Source organism: Enterobacter cloacae complex sp. P42RS, assembly GCF_014930595.1.
GTDB classification, from domain to species: Bacteria; Pseudomonadota; Gammaproteobacteria; order Enterobacterales; family Enterobacteriaceae; genus Enterobacter; species Enterobacter bugandensis.
In genome coordinates this window covers 153017-168661 of the sequence record NZ_JADBRK010000006.1, presented here as the reverse complement: position 1 = coordinate 168661, position 15645 = coordinate 153017, and the positions used below count along the sequence as shown (strand labels likewise).

Sequence of the window (15645 nt, the reverse complement as noted above, 5' to 3'; positions counted from 1 at the left end):
CCCTTAGTGAGCGGTTTCCGCGTGGCTCATGTCCATACCTTCCATACCTTCGTGCGCGCTGTGCTCGCCTTCTGGCTGGGTCATGTCCATGCTCTTACCGTGATCCATAAATTTGCCAATAACGTCTTTGAACAAATCTGGTTTCACGTTAGAGAAGTACTCCACCTTGTTGTATTCGCTAGGTGCAGCCACTTTTTCGAACGCCGCCATGTCAGACATGGTGTTTGGAGACTGCTTCGCTTTTTCAACCCACTGGTCGAAAGCGGCACGGTCCGGCGTCGCAATAGCTTTGAACTTCATACCTGAGAAGCCCGGGCCGCTATAGCTGGCGGAGATACCATCGTAGGTGCCTGCTTCATTCGCGATCAGATGCAGGTTCGTCTGCATACCGGCCATCGCGTAAATCTGGCTACCCAGACGCGGGATGAAGAAGGAGTTCATTACGGAGTTGGAGGTCACTTTGAACTGAACCGGAGTGTTCGCCGGGAAGGCGATTTCATTCACGGTAGCAATGCCCTGCTCTGGATAGATGAAGAACCATTTCCAGTCCATGGAGACCACTTCAATGGTAATAGGTTTTTCATCGTGAACCAGCGGCTTGCTTGGCTCAAGTGCGTGAGTGGTTTTCCAGGTCAGTACGGCAAGGAACAGGATGATCAGGATAGGTACCGTCCAGACCACAGCTTCAACTTTGTTGGAGTGTGACCAGTTCGGGCTATACTTCGCATCTTTATTGCTCGCACGATACTTCCAGGCGAAACCAACAGCCATCAAAATGGCAGGAATAACCACAATCAACATCAGGCCAAAAGCCGTCAATATCAGTGAACGTTGTTCCAGTCCAATCTGTCCTTTGGGGTCTAGTAGTGCAGAATCACAGCCACTGAGTAATACAGTACCTGCGAATAATGACAACCATCCCAAACTTTTATTGTATTTCCTGAGTCTCATTTAACGACCTCAATTCCACGGGAGTCTGGTGGCGTTTAAAGTGTGCGGGCATTTTACGGGAAGGTTACATTACTGTAAACATCATTAGGCCTGTGTCAGGAAGGTGTTACCGGGTTCTGCCGCACATGTCACAAGTGTTGCAGATTATGTCGGTTTTTATGACCGAAGCCGCATGATATGGGCTTTATAACGAAAGGACCCCCAAGCATACCCTAAAAGGGGCAATTGGTATAACCATTGTTAAAAATATACAAAAAATTAACAATTAATTATCAATAAAAAGACATCTAAAAAACGAAAAATCAAACTTTCAAATGCTGAATCGTTTAATGAAAAATAGCGTTTTGGAATTGGCTCCAATAATTTCCAAATCCTATCCCGCACAAAACAACAAATATTTTTTTAGCGGCTGTTGGCTATTTCACCGTTATAATTTCGGTTAGTGATTACAACGGGAAATAACCTTTCACTTTTTCTTCAGGTCATCTGCGTTTTACGCAATGCCATAAAATCGAGCAGACCGCCCGTCAGGATCCCGGCGATGGCCAGCAGGGCTCCTGCGTCCAGCAGAAGAGCTTCGAGGGGGAGCGCCAGAGACGTACTGGCGTTAACGATAAGTACCACAAGCCATAGCGCCAGCGCGCCGCAGCCCGCCATTAGCAGACGTAACGCAAGTCGGTAGGCGCGGTGATATTCAATGCGCGGCATAAAGTGTTCGGTCCGCTGGGTATATTCCAGCGTCTGGCGACACACCAGCAATAATAAAATCCCCGGCACGGCAGCCGCGACCGAGAAGAGATAAAACGTTGGCCAGCCGTGGGCTTCTACAAACCAGCCGGCAATCGGACCTACGTACACGCGCCCAACGGCCGAGAGCGCCGAGAGCAGCGCAAACTGCGTGGCGGAAAACGATTTATTGCACAGGGTCATCAGCAGGGCGACAAACGCCGCCGTTCCCATGCCGCCACAGAGATTTTCAAAGAACACCGCCGCGGCCATGCTGAACATATGCTTGTCAGTCACCGACAGCAGCCAGTAGCCCGCGTTAGATGCGCCCTGCAGGATGCCGAAGATCAGCAGCGCGCGGAACAGCGTCAGGCGCTGCATCAATACGCCGCCATAAAGCGCACCGACGATGGTCGCAAACAGCCCCAGCGTTTTATTCACCACGCCCACTTCACCGGCATCAAAACCGACGCCGCGGATCAGGAAAGTGGTGGTCAGGCTCATGGCAAAGGCATCGCCAAGCTTATAAAGGACAATGAGCAGCAGGATCAGCCAGGCATTGTTGCGGCCAAAAAAGTCACGCAGCGGTTCGGCCACGGCCTGTTCCAGCGAGCGGGGAACCGGAATGACGTCGCTCGGTTCGGGTGCAAATAGCGTAGCGATAATGCAGGGGATGAGCAGGGCAGCCATCAGCCAGTACATACCCTGCCAGCCGAGATAACGGTCGGCCAGCCACAACGCCAGCCCGCCGGAGACCAGCATCCCGAGGCGATAGCCCAGCACGCTGATCGCCGCACCGGCACCGCGCTCTTCCGCAGGTAACACGTCCGTCTTCCAGGCGTCGAACACGATATCCTGAGAGGCGGAACAGAAGGCTATCACCACCGCAAGCGCGGCCATCCAGCGGAGCTGTGTGGTCGGCTCAAGAAAGCCCATCGCCGCAATCGCCAGCAGCAGCAGGACCTGTGTCATCACTAACCAGCCGCGACGACGCCCCAGAAACGGCGGCGTATAGCGATCCATCACCGGCGACCACAGGAACTTAAAGACATACGCCTGACCGACAAGCGAGAAGAAACCAATGGTTTTGAGATCGATGTTCTCAACCGTCATCCACGCCTGAAGCGTGCCGGAGGTGAGCGCGAGGGGTAAACCGGAGGCAAAGCCGAGGATCAGCAGAATCGCTGATTTCGGTTGCTGGAAAATGCGTAAGTAGTGACTGGACATGTTCTTATGAACTGACCCGGTGAAGCACCGGGTCAGTGAGCAGGATTAACGTGCGTTCTGCTTGATAAAGTCGTGAATGCTGGTGTCCTGCGCCATATCGGCGATGGTGTCCGTCAGCACGCTGTTAACGGCGTTAGCAATATTCTTGTTAGAGGCCTGGAACGCGCCTTCAACAGAGTAGCTGGCGCGGTAGTTTTTGGTCATCTTGTTGCCGTTCTTCGCGGTGGCAATGATGGCGATATCCGCTTTGGTCGCAATGTTGTAGCGCACGTTGCCCTGAGAGACGTCTGCGTACAGGTTGTTGACGATAATCTGCAGATCAACCGCGCCGCTTGGGCCAATCATGTAGCCGCGAGCGGTCATTTGCTTCTCAAGCACTTCCTGCAGCAGGAAGCGCAGGTCGCGGGACGCGGTCAGCGTCACCTGCTGGTTGTCGCGGGTCACTTTTGCCAGCGCCTGGTCCTGACGCTGATCGGCACCGTTAATGCTCACGGTGACGCCCATCAGGCTTGGGTCCTGCTGAGGCAGGGTGATTTTTGGTGAGACATCAATAGTGGTAGGCGGAGTCGCACAGCCTGCCAGCATAAAAAGGGCTACCAACGGAAAGAAGAGTTTTTTAAACATTTTCAGGTTCTCAACGAATCGTAAGCATTAAAGAGAGAAAAATTGCCGTCATCATATCATCGACTACGGCCAGGGGAAGTGGTCAACGCATGTAAATTCATCGTCTTGTCTGAAAACTGACCAGCTCATCCTTTTTCTCCTCCCGCGAGAGACGACAGGTATGAGTCTCACAGTGAACTTCATCCATTTGAATGAGAAAATCAGACGAAAGCTAAATATTTGTTGTCAAGGTGTAATGGAAACGGTAAAAGCGGCTAACATTTAAAGGGATGGGTGACATCTTAGCGTTGTCGGAGGAGTAATTTCATGATGATACGTGAACAGATAGAAGAAAAATTAAGGGCAGCGTTCAACCCTGTGTTCCTCGAAGTCGTCGACGAAAGCTATCGTCATAACGTGCCGGCAGGTTCTGAAAGCCACTTTAAAGTGGTTCTGGTTAGCGATCGCTTCACGGGAGAACGTTTCCTGAACCGACATCGCCTGATCTACAGCACCTTGACGGAAGAACTCTCCACGACCGTGCATGCGCTGGCACTGCATACCTACACCATTAAGGAATGGGAAGGCTTGCAGGATACGGTTTTTGCGTCGCCGCCTTGTCGCGGTGCAGGCACCATCGCCTGATAAATCGGATTTGCAACGGCTGGAGCTTTTCCAGTATGTTGCTTACAGATTTCCTCAAAACGGCCTCCGGGCCGTTTTGTTTTGTCTGAGTTTTGAGCGGATGGTGCGATTTTAAGGCTAAAAATAGCCTTAAAGTGTGAAAAAAGCCGCAGCAACATGCTCCAACCGTTCTCGACTCACCTAAGTGATGCCGCTATAATGCCGCGTCTTATTGAATGTCTTCGGGATGATTCTGGCGACAGGGAATGTGAATCTGCACTAAGAGAGCATCCCGGTATAACAGACAGATTCAGAGTTGACCGAGCACTGTGATTTTTTTGAGGTAACAAGATGCAAGTTTCAGTTGAAACCACTCAAGGCCTTGGCCGCCGTGTAACGATTACTATCGCTGCTGACAGCATCGAAACTGCTGTGAAAAGCGAGCTGGTCAACGTAGCAAAAAAAGTACGTATTGACGGCTTCCGTAAGGGCAAAGTACCAATGAATGTTGTTGCTCAGCGTTATGGCGCTTCCGTGCGTCAGGATGTGCTGGGTGAACTGATGAGCCGCAACTTTATCGACGCGATCATCAAAGAAAAAATCAATCCAGCCGGCGCGCCAAACTACGTGCCAGGCGAATACAAACTGGGCGAAGACTTCACCTACTCCGTAGAGTTCGAAGTGTACCCGGAAGTTGAGCTGAAAGGCCTGGAATCTATCGAAGTTGAAAAACCGATCGTTTCCGTGACCGACGAAGACGTTGACGGCATGCTGGACACCCTGCGTAAGCAGCAGGCGAACTGGAAAGAGAAAGAAGGCGCTGTTGACGCGGAAGACCGCGTAACCATCGACTTCACCGGTTCTGTAGACGGCGAAGAGTTCGAAGGCGGCAAAGCGTCTGACTTCGTACTGGCAATGGGCCAGGGTCGTATGATCCCAGGCTTCGAAGACGGCATCAAAGGCCACAAAGCGGGCGAAGAGTTCACCATCGACGTGACCTTCCCTGAAGAGTACCACGCTGAAAACCTGAAAGGTAAAGCAGCGAAGTTCGTCATCAACCTGAAGAAAGTTGAAGAGCGCGAACTGCCAGAACTGACTGAAGAGTTCATCAAGCGTTTCGGCGTGGAAGATGGTTCTGTTGCTGGCCTGCGTACCGAAGTGCGTAAGAACATGGAGCGCGAGCTGAACGGTGCTGTGCGTAACCGCGTGAAATCTCAGGCGATTGAAGGTCTGGTAAAAGCGAACGAAATCGACGTTCCTGCTGCCCTGATCGACAGCGAAATCGACGTGCTGCGCCGTCAGGCTGCACAGCGCTTCGGTGGCAACCAGCAGCAAGCGATGGAACTGCCGCGCGAGCTGTTCGAAGAGCAAGCGAAACGCCGCGTTGTTGTTGGCCTGCTGCTGGGCGAAGTGATTCGCACCCACGAGCTGAAAGCTGACGAAGAACGTGTGAAGGGCCTGATCGAAGAGATGGCGTCTGCATACGAAGATCCATCAGAAGTGATCGAGTTCTACGGTAAGAACAAAGAGCTGATGGACAACATGCGCAACGTCGCACTGGAAGAGCAGGCTGTTGAAGCGGTACTGGCGAAAGCTAAAGTGACCGAAAAAGCGACCTCTTTCAACGAACTGATGAACCAGCAGGCGTAATTTCGCTCTAACGGTTTAAAGTTTGAACAAAAAACCCGTTGCCTTCCGGCGACGGGTTTTTTTTATCGCTGCATGGGTTCTGGAAGGGTGCTAAAACGCCCTTTCAGTGTTAGCGTTACAACAAAAGGTTGTTATGCTTGAAATAGGGCGTGGCGAACCCCATAAGTATGTAATCACGATGATTGAGACTGGCTGATAATCCGTCCATAAGGTTACAATCAGTACAGCAGGTGTTTTCAATTTTGAACCAGGAGACGGAAATGTCATACAGTGGCGAACGAGATAACTTTGCACCCCATATGGCGCTGGTGCCAATGGTTATTGAACAGACCTCACGCGGTGAGCGTTCTTTCGATATCTATTCCCGTCTGCTCAAGGAACGCGTTATCTTTCTGACCGGCCAGGTAGAAGACCATATGGCTAACCTGATCGTGGCGCAGATGCTGTTCCTGGAAGCGGAAAACCCGGAAAAAGACATTTACCTGTACATCAACTCGCCTGGCGGTGTGATTACGGCGGGCATGTCTATTTATGACACCATGCAGTTCATCAAGCCAGATGTCAGCACTATCTGTATGGGGCAGGCTGCATCCATGGGGGCCTTCCTGTTAACCGCAGGGGCGAAAGGTAAGCGTTTCTGCCTGCCTAACTCCCGCGTGATGATTCACCAGCCGCTGGGGGGTTACCAGGGGCAGGCGACGGATATCGAAATCCACGCCCGCGAAATTCTGAAAGTAAAAGCGCGCATGAATGAACTTATGGCGCAGCATACAGGTCAATCTCTTGAGCAGATCGAGCGCGATACCGAGCGCGATCGCTTCCTCTCTGCTCCAGAGGCAGTTGAGTACGGCTTAGTCGACTCCGTATTGACCCATCGTAATTGATGCCCGCGACGCGAGTGTGCCGCTATACTAAGGTAGGGCGGCACGCTGCTTAAAGCACACGCGTCTTAGAATGGCATTTGCGTCGTCATGTGCGGCACAAAGAACTTAAAAAGAGGTTTGGACTCATGACAGATAAACGCAAAGATGGTTCGGGCAAACTGCTGTACTGCTCTTTTTGCGGCAAAAGCCAGCATGAAGTGCGTAAACTGATTGCCGGGCCGTCCGTGTATATCTGCGACGAATGCGTCGATTTATGTAACGACATCATTCGCGAAGAGATTAAAGAAGTTGCGCCGCACCGTGAGCGTAGCGCATTGCCAACGCCGCATGAGATTCGTCATCACCTTGACGACTATGTCATCGGTCAGGAGCAGGCCAAGAAAGTGCTGGCGGTGGCGGTATACAACCACTACAAACGTCTGCGTAACGGCGACACCAGCAATGGTGTAGAACTGGGCAAAAGTAACATTCTGCTGATCGGGCCAACCGGCTCCGGTAAAACGCTGCTGGCGGAAACCCTGGCGCGCCTGCTGGATGTTCCGTTTACCATGGCGGATGCCACCACCCTGACCGAAGCCGGTTATGTGGGTGAAGACGTTGAGAACATCATTCAGAAGCTGCTGCAGAAGTGCGATTACGACGTTCAGAAAGCACAGCGCGGGATTGTTTATATTGATGAGATCGACAAGATCTCCCGTAAATCAGACAACCCGTCCATCACCCGTGACGTGTCGGGTGAAGGCGTGCAGCAGGCCCTGCTGAAGCTGATCGAAGGTACGGTTGCGGCCGTTCCGCCGCAGGGTGGACGCAAACATCCGCAGCAGGAGTTCCTGCAGGTTGATACCTCCAAGATCCTGTTCATTTGCGGCGGCGCGTTTGCTGGTCTGGATAAAGTCATTTCCCACCGTGTTGAAACCGGCTCCGGCATCGGTTTTGGCGCAACGGTGAAGGCGAAGTCCGAGAAAGCCAACGAAGGTGAACTGCTTTCGCAGGTTGAGCCTGAAGATCTGATCAAATTTGGTCTGATCCCTGAATTCATTGGCCGTCTGCCGGTTGTGGCAACGCTGAATGAGCTGAGCGAAGACGCGCTGATTCAGATTCTGAAAGAGCCGAAAAATGCGCTGACCAAGCAGTATCAGGCGCTGTTCAATCTGGAAGGCGTTGAGCTGGAATTCCGCGACGAAGCGCTGGACGCGATTGCCAAGAAAGCGATGGCCCGTAAAACCGGTGCGCGTGGTTTGCGCTCTATCGTTGAAGCGGCATTGCTCGACACCATGTATGATTTGCCGTCGATGGAAGACGTCGAAAAAGTGGTTATCGACGAGTCCGTGATCGGCGGCCAATCCAAGCCGCTGCTGATTTACGGTAAACCGGAAGCCCAGCAGGCATCTGGCGAATAATTCACCAAATCATACAAGCAGTTAATCAAAAAGGGGGGATTTTATCTCCCCTTTACTTTTTCCGTATTCATAGCGTTGAATGTGTGGGAAACATCCCCATATACTGGATACATGTTAATGGTTATGTGAAGCACTGTGACATGACCAGCTTACCTGGCGGACACTAAACTAAGAGAGAGCTCTATGAATCCTGAGCGTTCTGAACGCATTGAAATCCCCGTATTGCCGTTGCGCGATGTGGTGGTTTATCCGCACATGGTCATACCCTTATTTGTAGGGCGGGAAAAATCTATCCGTTGCCTCGAAGCCGCCATGGATCATGATAAAAAAATCATGCTGGTGGCCCAGAAAGAAGCATCAACGGATGAGCCGGGTGTAAACGATCTTTTCACCGTCGGGACCGTGGCCTCTATTTTACAAATGCTGAAGCTGCCGGACGGCACCGTGAAGGTGCTGGTCGAAGGCCTGCAGCGTGCGCGTATTACCACGCTGTCAGACGATGGCGAACACTTCTCTGCCAAGGCAGAGTACCTTGATTCGCCTGAACTTGATGAGCGCGAGCAGGAAGTGCTGGTACGTACCGCGATTAGCCAGTTCGAAGGCTATATCAAGCTGAACAAGAAAATCCCACCAGAAGTGCTGACGTCGCTGAACAGCATCGACGATCCTGCGCGTCTGGCGGACACCATCGCTGCACACATGCCGCTGAAGCTGGCTGACAAACAGTCCGTGCTGGAGATGTCCGACGTTAACGAACGTCTGGAATACCTGATGGCGATGATGGAGTCTGAAATCGATCTGCTGCAGGTTGAGAAGCGCATTCGTAACCGCGTGAAAAAGCAGATGGAAAAATCTCAGCGTGAGTACTATCTGAATGAGCAAATGAAGGCCATTCAGAAAGAGCTGGGCGAGATGGACGACGCACCGGACGAAAACGAAGCGCTGAAGCGTAAGATCGACGCGGCGAAGATGCCGAAAGAGGCGAAAGAGAAAGCCGAAGCAGAACTGCAGAAGCTGAAAATGATGTCTCCGATGTCGGCTGAAGCAACCGTCGTGCGCGGCTACATTGAGTGGATGGTGCAGGTTCCGTGGAACGCTCGCAGCAAGGTCAAGAAAGACCTGCGTCAGGCCCAGGAGATCCTCGATACTGACCACTACGGCCTGGAACGCGTGAAAGACCGCATCCTTGAGTACCTCGCGGTACAGAGTCGTGTAAACAAAATTAAAGGCCCAATTCTGTGCCTGGTCGGACCGCCGGGGGTGGGTAAAACCTCTCTGGGCCAGTCCATCGCCAAAGCGACCGGACGTAAGTACATCCGTATGGCGCTGGGCGGCGTGCGTGATGAAGCGGAAATCCGTGGTCACCGCCGTACCTACATCGGTTCTATGCCGGGTAAACTGATCCAGAAAATGGCGAAAGTGGGCGTTAAAAACCCGCTGTTCCTGCTTGATGAGATCGACAAAATGTCGTCGGACATGCGCGGCGACCCGGCGTCTGCTCTGCTGGAAGTGCTTGATCCAGAACAGAACGTGGCGTTCAGCGATCACTATCTGGAAGTGGACTACGACCTCAGCGATGTAATGTTCGTGGCGACCTCTAACTCCATGAACATACCGGCACCGCTGCTGGACCGTATGGAAGTGATCCGCCTTTCCGGTTATACCGAAGACGAAAAGCTGAACATCGCTAAACAGCACCTGCTGCCGAAGCAGATTGAGCGTAACGCGCTGAAAGCCAACGAGCTGACCGTCGAGGACAGCGCGATTATCGGCATCATTCGCTACTACACCCGTGAAGCGGGCGTGCGTAGCCTTGAACGCGAAATATCTAAGCTGTGCCGTAAGGCGGTAAAACAGCTGCTGCTGGATAAGAGCCTGAAGCACATCGTGATTAATGGTGACAATCTGCATGCCTACCTGGGCGTTCAGCGCTTCGACTATGGCCGCGCGGATAACGAAAACCGCGTGGGTCAGGTGACCGGTCTGGCATGGACGGAAGTGGGCGGCGATCTGCTGACCATCGAAACCGCCTGTGTGCCGGGCAAAGGCAAGCTGACCTACACCGGCTCGCTGGGTGAAGTGATGCAGGAGTCCATTCAGGCTGCGCTGACCGTGGTGCGCGCGCGCGCGGAAAAACTGGGTATCAACCCGGATTTCTACGAAAAACGCGACATTCACGTTCACGTTCCTGAAGGGGCGACGCCGAAAGATGGCCCAAGCGCGGGTATTGCCATGTGTACCGCTCTGGTTTCCTGTCTGACGGGCAACCCGGTACGTGCCGATGTGGCAATGACCGGTGAAATCACCCTGCGCGGTCAGGTCCTGCCAATCGGCGGGTTAAAAGAAAAACTGCTGGCGGCACACCGCGGTGGGATCAAAACCGTATTGATCCCTTACGAAAATAAACGCGATCTGGAAGAGATTCCGGACAACGTGATTGCCGATCTGCAGATCCATCCTGTTAAGCGAATTGAGGAAGTTCTCAGTCTCGCACTGCAGAATGAACCCTCCGGAATGCAGGTTGTAACCGCAAAATAGTGACCTCGCGCAAAGAGCGTCAATAAAAACAAGGCTGGTAAGTCATTTCGCACTTGCCAGCCTTTTTTTGTATAGCTAATTTAGATTGCTGATTAGGTCAGCCATCAACAACGGGTGTTGTAAGGTCATGGCAGGCCTGATATAACTGCTGCGCGGTCGCGTTGTGAAGGACTCAGGCGCGATATAAATTATAAAGAGAGGAAGAGAACAGTGAATAAATCTCAACTGATTGACAAAATTGCTGCTGGTGCTGATATTTCTAAAGCTGCAGCTGGACGTGCGTTAGATGCATTAATTGCTTCTGTTACTGAATCTCTGCAGGCTGGGGACGACGTTGCACTGGTAGGCTTCGGTACTTTTGCTGTTAAAGAGCGTGCTGCCCGTACTGGCCGCAACCCTCAGACCGGTAAAGAGATCACCATTGCTGCTGCTAAAGTGCCGGGTTTCCGTGCAGGTAAAGCGCTGAAAGACGCAGTAAACTGATTGCTTTCCCGTTTCAGGGAAGCCGGATAGTACAAGGGCGCATCGTTTGATGTGCCTTTTTTGTTTGTCCAGACCTGATTTGTGCGAGTTTATGCGAGTTGTGGGCTGACAATCGCCCCGTTTTCTTGTCACAATACGCCTTCACGCGCGACGGGCAGGATTTTCCGTCAGCGTCAGGTAACCAGTCACCTACAGCGGAGTGTTGTTACACCATGATGGACAGCTTACGCACGGCTGCTAACAGTCTCGTGCTCAAGATTATTTTCGGTATCATTATCGTGTCGTTCATATTGACCGGCGTGAGCAGTTACCTTATTGGCGGTGGCGCGAACTATGCCGCAAAAGTGAATGGCCAGGAAATCAGCCGTGGTCAGTTCGAGAATGCTTTTGCCGGTGAGCGTAACCGTATGCAGCAACAGCTGGGCGACCAATTCTCTGAACTGGCGGCGAATGAAGGGTACATGAAAACCCTGCGCCAACAGACACTGAACCGTCTTATCGATGAAGCGCTGCTGGATCAGTATGCCAAAAAGCTGGGCCTTGGCATCAGCGACGAGCAGGTCAAAAAAGCGATCTTCGCCACTCAGGCATTCCAGTCTAACGGTAAATTCGACAACGCGCGTTACAACAGTATCGTTAACCAGATGGGCATGACGGCGGATCAGTACGCGCAGGCGCTGCGTAACCAGCTGACAACCCAGCAGCTCATTAACGCTGTCGTGGGTACCGATTTCATGCTTAAAGGTGAAACCGACGAACTGGCCGCGCTGGTGGCCCAGCAGCGCGTGGTCCGTGAAGCGACCATTGATGTGAACGCCCTGGCGGCGAAACAGCAGGTGAGCGACGCAGACGTTAATGCTTACTACGAGCAGAATAAAAACGCCTTTGTTTCTCCGGAGCAGTTCCGCGTCAGCTACATCAAGCTGGATGCAGCTGCGCTGCAGGAAAGCGCGTCTGATGCCGAGATCCAGTCTTACTACGACCAGCATCAGGATCAGTTCACTCAGCCGCAGCGTAACCGCTACAGCGTGATTCAGACCAAAACTGAAGCAGATGCTAAGGCGGTATTGGATGAGCTGAACAAAGGCGCTGATTTCGCCACCCTTGCGAAAGCGAAATCCACCGACATTATCTCTGCGAAAAACGGCGGTGATATGGGCTGGCTGGAAGACGCAACCACGCCCGACGAGCTGAAAAATGCCGGTCTGAAAGAGAAAGGCCAGCTGTCTGGTGTGATTAAATCATCCGTTGGTTTCCTGGTCGTGCGTCTGGACGACATCACCCCGGCGAAAACCAAGCCGCTGGCTGAGGTTCGTGATGATATCGCTGCGAAAGTGAAACAGGAAAAAGCCCTGGATGCCTACTACGCGCTGCAGCAGAAGGTGAGCGATGCTGCCAGCAACGACAACGAATCTCTGGCAGGTGCAGAGCAGGCGGCGGGTGTGAAAGCGGTTGAGACCGGCTGGTTTGGTCGCGACAACCTGCCGGAAGAGCTGAACTTCAAACCGGTTTCTGATGCCATCTTTAACGGTGGTCTGGTGGGCGAGAACGGCACGCCGGGCAGCAACTCTGACATCATTACCGTTGACGGCGATCGCGCCTTTGTTCTGCGCGTCAGCGAGCACAAGCCAGAAGCGGTCAAACCGCTGGCGGAAGTGAAGGATCAGGTCGTCGCTCAGGTTAAGCATAACAAAGCAGAACAGCAGGCTAAACTGGACGCTGAGAAGATTCTGGCCGATCTGAAAGCGGGTAAACAGGACGCGCTGAAAGCGGCAGGTCTGAGCTTCGGTGAGGCAAAAACGCTTAGCCGCACCGGTCAGGACCCAATCAGTCAGGCCGCGTTTAGCCTGACGCTGCCGGCAAAAGACAAGCCAAGCTTCGGTACCACCACCGATATGCAGGGTAACGTTGTTCTGCTGGCGCTGGACGACGTGAAAGCCGGCACTCTGCCAGAAGCGCAGAAGAAGGCGATGGTTCAGGGCATTACTCAGAACAATGCTCAGATTGCTTTCGAAGCCATGATGAGCAACCTGCGTAAAGACGCCAAAATCAAGCTGGGCGATGTCATGACCCAGCAGCAGTAATTACGTGTCTGCTCGCAGATTTTCGTAACGCTCTGCAAAAACTAAAGGCCGCTTTCGCGGCCTTTTCCATTTCTGCAATCTGCTGTTTGTGCCTGTTTTCACAGGCGGCTATCGTTGCGTGGCTGTCAACAAACAAGGAGATAACAGCATGAAATGTGGAATCAAAGCACTGTTAATTACGCTGGCTATTGCCACCACCGGGATGAGCGCGGGCGCGCAGGCGGCGGCGACCGCCGCCAAACCACAGGCTACGCAGAGCAAGTCTGACGCGGCCGCGCCGATACAAGGGCAGACCAAAGCGGCTGACGTCGGTAAAAATGCGGATGATGACGGTACGCGGGTCAGCATTAACTCGGCCTCGGCAGAGGATCTCGCCCGCGCAATGAATGGCGTGGGCCTGAAAAAAGCGCAGGCTATCGTCAGCTATCGTGAAGAGTACGGCCCATTCAAAACGGTCGACGATCTCAAACAGGTTCCGGGCATGGGCAGCGCGCTGGTTGAGCGCAACCTCTCACACCTGACACTGTAATAACGCAATTTCTTGCACTGCGGCAAAAGTTTGCCAGGATAAAGAGGTCATACCAGTTATGACCTCTGATCCTATAACAATGAAAGGCTATTGCGCTATGCAGACAAAAATCAAAGTACGCGGTTTCCATCTTGATGTTTATCAGCACGTCAATAACGCTCGCTATCTCGAGTTTCTTGAAGAAGCGCGCTGGGACGGGCTGGAAAACAGCGAAAGCTTTCAGTGGCTGACCGCGCACAACATCGCGTTCGTGGTCGTCAATATCAACATTAACTATCGCCGTCCGGCCGTGCTGGGCGATGTGCTCACCGTGACCAGCCAGGTACAACAGCTAAACGGCAAGAGCGGCGTGTTAAGCCAGGTGGTGACGCTCGATCCAGAAGGGCAGGTGGTGGCTGATGCACTGATCACCTTTGTCTGTATCGATCTGAAAACTCAGAAAGCGCTGCCGCTGGAAGGGGAGTTGCGCGAAAAGCTGGAGTTGATGATCGTTTAGATATTTTGTCTTTTATAAAAGACAAAAGGAATTTTCAGGGATAGAATAATGGACAGGGACTACGTTGTTGAACGTTACCGTACCCGTGACGGGAAAGTGCCGTTTGAGGAGTGGGTAGCGAAGATGAAGCGAAAGGATCCGGAATCAGTGTTTCGGATTCTTTTGCGAATTGACCGTGCAGAGAAAGGGAATTTCGGCGATTACCGGTATCTCAGAGAAGGTATCTGGGAATTGAAAATTGATTGTGGTCCCGGATATCGAATCTATTTTGCAGTACAACATCGGGAGATTCTATTGTTGCTGATTGGGGGTAACAAAAAGAGTCAAAGGACCGATGTGAAACTGGCAATTGATTACTGGAATGACCATCAAAAGGAGAAATCTGATGAGCAAAAGCGAACGAAAATTCTCTAGTTCCGTCAGCCACGATGAAGCCGTCGTAAAAATGCTTCGCGAAAACCCTTCCTACGCTCAGCTATATCTGCAGGTTGCGTTGGATGAGATTTATGAAGACCAGGGAATCCCTGCATACCTAATCGCGTTAAGACGTGTTATCGAATCCCGCGGTGGCATAGGTGAAATTGCTGCCAAATCCGGTCTGTCCCGTCAGCAGCTATACCGAACCTTATCAGACAACGGCAACCCAACGCTGACAACGCTGATGAAAGTCACCCGTGCTGCCGGCGTGAAACTGTTCGACAGCACGGTTAAGTAGCCCTATTTAAGCCCGGTTTTTTTCTGCATAGCGGCCATCACGCCGGCTTTATCGGCCAGATAGTGGTTCAGCCCATTCGCGCGCAGATTACAGGCGGCGCACTGCCCGCAACCGTCGCCTTTGATGCCGTTATAGCAGGTGAGGGTTTCGCTGCGAACCAAATCCAGCTTGCCCCAGTAGTCGGCCAGCGCCCAGGTTTCGGCTTTATCCAGCCACATGAGCGGGGTTTCAAAGCGCGTCTCTTTCGCCATCCCCAGATTGACGGCGTGGTTGAGCGCTTTGACAAACTCATCGCGGCAGTCCGGGTATCCTGAGAAGTCGGTCTCGCATACGCCCGTAATTACCGCTTCGGCTTTTACCTGATAGGCATAAATCGCCGTCAGGGTCAGGAACAGAATATTACGCCCCGGCACAAACGTGTTCGGAATGCCGCTGGCATCGGGTTCGTAGTCCGGTACAGGAATACTGTCCCGGGTGAGGCTGCTGACGGCCAGTTCATTTAACAGCGTAACGTCCAGCACCTTGTGCGCGCGTGCCCCCAGTTTAAGGGCCAGTTCACGGGCAACGTCGATTTCAGCGCGGTGACGCTGGCCATAATCGAAAGTCACACAGTGAACTTCATCATACTGATGAAGGGCCTGAACCAGGCAGGTTGTAGAGTCTTGTCCTCCGCTGAACACGACGACGGCACGTTTCATAAATCATCTCGACTGTTACGGTAAAAACGTTATGTTA

General features: G+C 52.6%; 15 protein-coding genes. 11 read left to right on the top strand and 4 right to left on the bottom strand.

Annotated features, from left to right (window positions below; translation table 11 throughout):
• Window positions 1–3: 3 nt before the first annotated feature.
• The 3 genes from cyoA to IM314_RS10795 all read right to left on the bottom strand — a co-directional run bounded on the left by cyoA (window position 4) and on the right by IM314_RS10795 (window position 3528).
• Entirely contained in the window at window positions 4–951 is a 948-nt protein-coding gene (gene cyoA / locus IM314_RS10805) for a cytochrome o ubiquinol oxidase subunit II (RefSeq protein WP_008503322.1), read from the bottom strand.
• Window positions 952–1428: 477 nt separating this feature from the next.
• On the bottom strand, window positions 1429–2904 hold the full coding sequence (gene ampG, locus IM314_RS10800) for a muropeptide MFS transporter AmpG (protein WP_193358877.1): 1476 nt from the start codon (window positions 2902–2904) through the stop codon (window positions 1429–1431).
• A 45-nt stretch (window positions 2905–2949) separates the two neighbouring features.
• On the bottom strand, window positions 2950–3528 hold the full coding sequence (locus IM314_RS10795; protein WP_028012160.1) for a lipoprotein: 579 nt from the start codon (window positions 3526–3528) through the stop codon (window positions 2950–2952).
• Between the two features lie 306 nt (window positions 3529–3834).
• On the opposite strand from IM314_RS10795, the gene bolA reads away from it, so the two are divergent.
• From bolA to IM314_RS10740, 11 genes are all read left to right on the top strand, one after another.
• Window positions 3835–4152 carry a transcriptional regulator BolA gene (gene bolA / locus IM314_RS10790; RefSeq protein ID WP_003859051.1) on the top strand — a complete coding sequence of 106 codons (318 nt, stop codon included), beginning with the start codon at window positions 3835–3837 and terminating at the stop codon, window positions 4150–4152.
• A 330-nt stretch (window positions 4153–4482) separates the two neighbouring features.
• Window positions 4483–5781 (top strand): trigger factor, encoded by a 1299-nt coding sequence (tig, locus tag IM314_RS10785; RefSeq protein WP_008503318.1) that lies wholly within the window; start codon window positions 4483–4485, stop codon window positions 5779–5781.
• 260 nt (window positions 5782–6041) lie between these two features.
• Window positions 6042–6665, top strand: coding sequence for an ATP-dependent Clp endopeptidase proteolytic subunit ClpP (clpP, locus tag IM314_RS10780; protein ID WP_014069126.1), 624 nt, complete (start codon window positions 6042–6044; stop codon window positions 6663–6665).
• Between the two features lie 125 nt (window positions 6666–6790).
• Window positions 6791–8065: an ATP-dependent protease ATP-binding subunit ClpX gene (gene clpX / locus IM314_RS10775; protein WP_028012161.1), complete on the top strand. Its 1275-nt coding sequence runs from the start codon at window positions 6791–6793 to the stop codon at window positions 8063–8065.
• Between the two features lie 183 nt (window positions 8066–8248).
• Entirely contained in the window at window positions 8249–10603 is a 2355-nt protein-coding gene (gene lon, locus IM314_RS10770) for an endopeptidase La (RefSeq protein WP_023334706.1), read from the top strand.
• 210 nt (window positions 10604–10813) lie between these two features.
• Entirely contained in the window at window positions 10814–11086 is a 273-nt protein-coding gene (gene hupB / locus IM314_RS10765) for a nucleoid-associated protein HU-beta (protein ID WP_002444653.1), read from the top strand.
• Window positions 11087–11298: 212 nt separating this feature from the next.
• Window positions 11299–13170, top strand: a complete 1872-nt coding sequence (gene ppiD / locus IM314_RS10760) for a peptidylprolyl isomerase (protein WP_028012162.1) — start codon at window positions 11299–11301, stop codon at window positions 13168–13170.
• Window positions 13171–13318: 148 nt separating this feature from the next.
• On the top strand, window positions 13319–13699 hold the full coding sequence (locus IM314_RS10755) for a helix-hairpin-helix domain-containing protein (RefSeq protein ID WP_193358878.1): 381 nt from the start codon (window positions 13319–13321) through the stop codon (window positions 13697–13699).
• A 97-nt stretch (window positions 13700–13796) separates the two neighbouring features.
• Complete coding sequence (locus IM314_RS10750) at window positions 13797–14195, top strand: YbgC/FadM family acyl-CoA thioesterase (RefSeq protein ID WP_014830880.1); 399 nt, start codon at window positions 13797–13799, stop codon at window positions 14193–14195.
• 48 nt (window positions 14196–14243) lie between these two features.
• Window positions 14244–14609: a type II toxin-antitoxin system RelE/ParE family toxin gene (locus IM314_RS10745; RefSeq protein ID WP_059353996.1), complete on the top strand. Its 366-nt coding sequence runs from the start codon at window positions 14244–14246 to the stop codon at window positions 14607–14609.
• Window positions 14581–14910 carry an addiction module antidote protein gene (locus tag IM314_RS10740; protein WP_014882780.1) on the top strand — a complete coding sequence of 110 codons (330 nt, stop codon included), beginning with the start codon at window positions 14581–14583 and terminating at the stop codon, window positions 14908–14910. Before IM314_RS10745 ends, IM314_RS10740 begins: the two co-directional genes overlap by 29 nt.
• A 2-nt stretch (window positions 14911–14912) precedes the next feature.
• Here the strand turns inward: IM314_RS10740 and queC are convergent, their stop codons facing one another.
• Window positions 14913–15608: a 7-cyano-7-deazaguanine synthase QueC gene (gene queC / locus IM314_RS10735; RefSeq protein ID WP_008503311.1), complete on the bottom strand. Its 696-nt coding sequence runs from the start codon at window positions 15606–15608 to the stop codon at window positions 14913–14915.
• Between the last annotated feature and the right edge of the window lie 37 nt (window positions 15609–15645).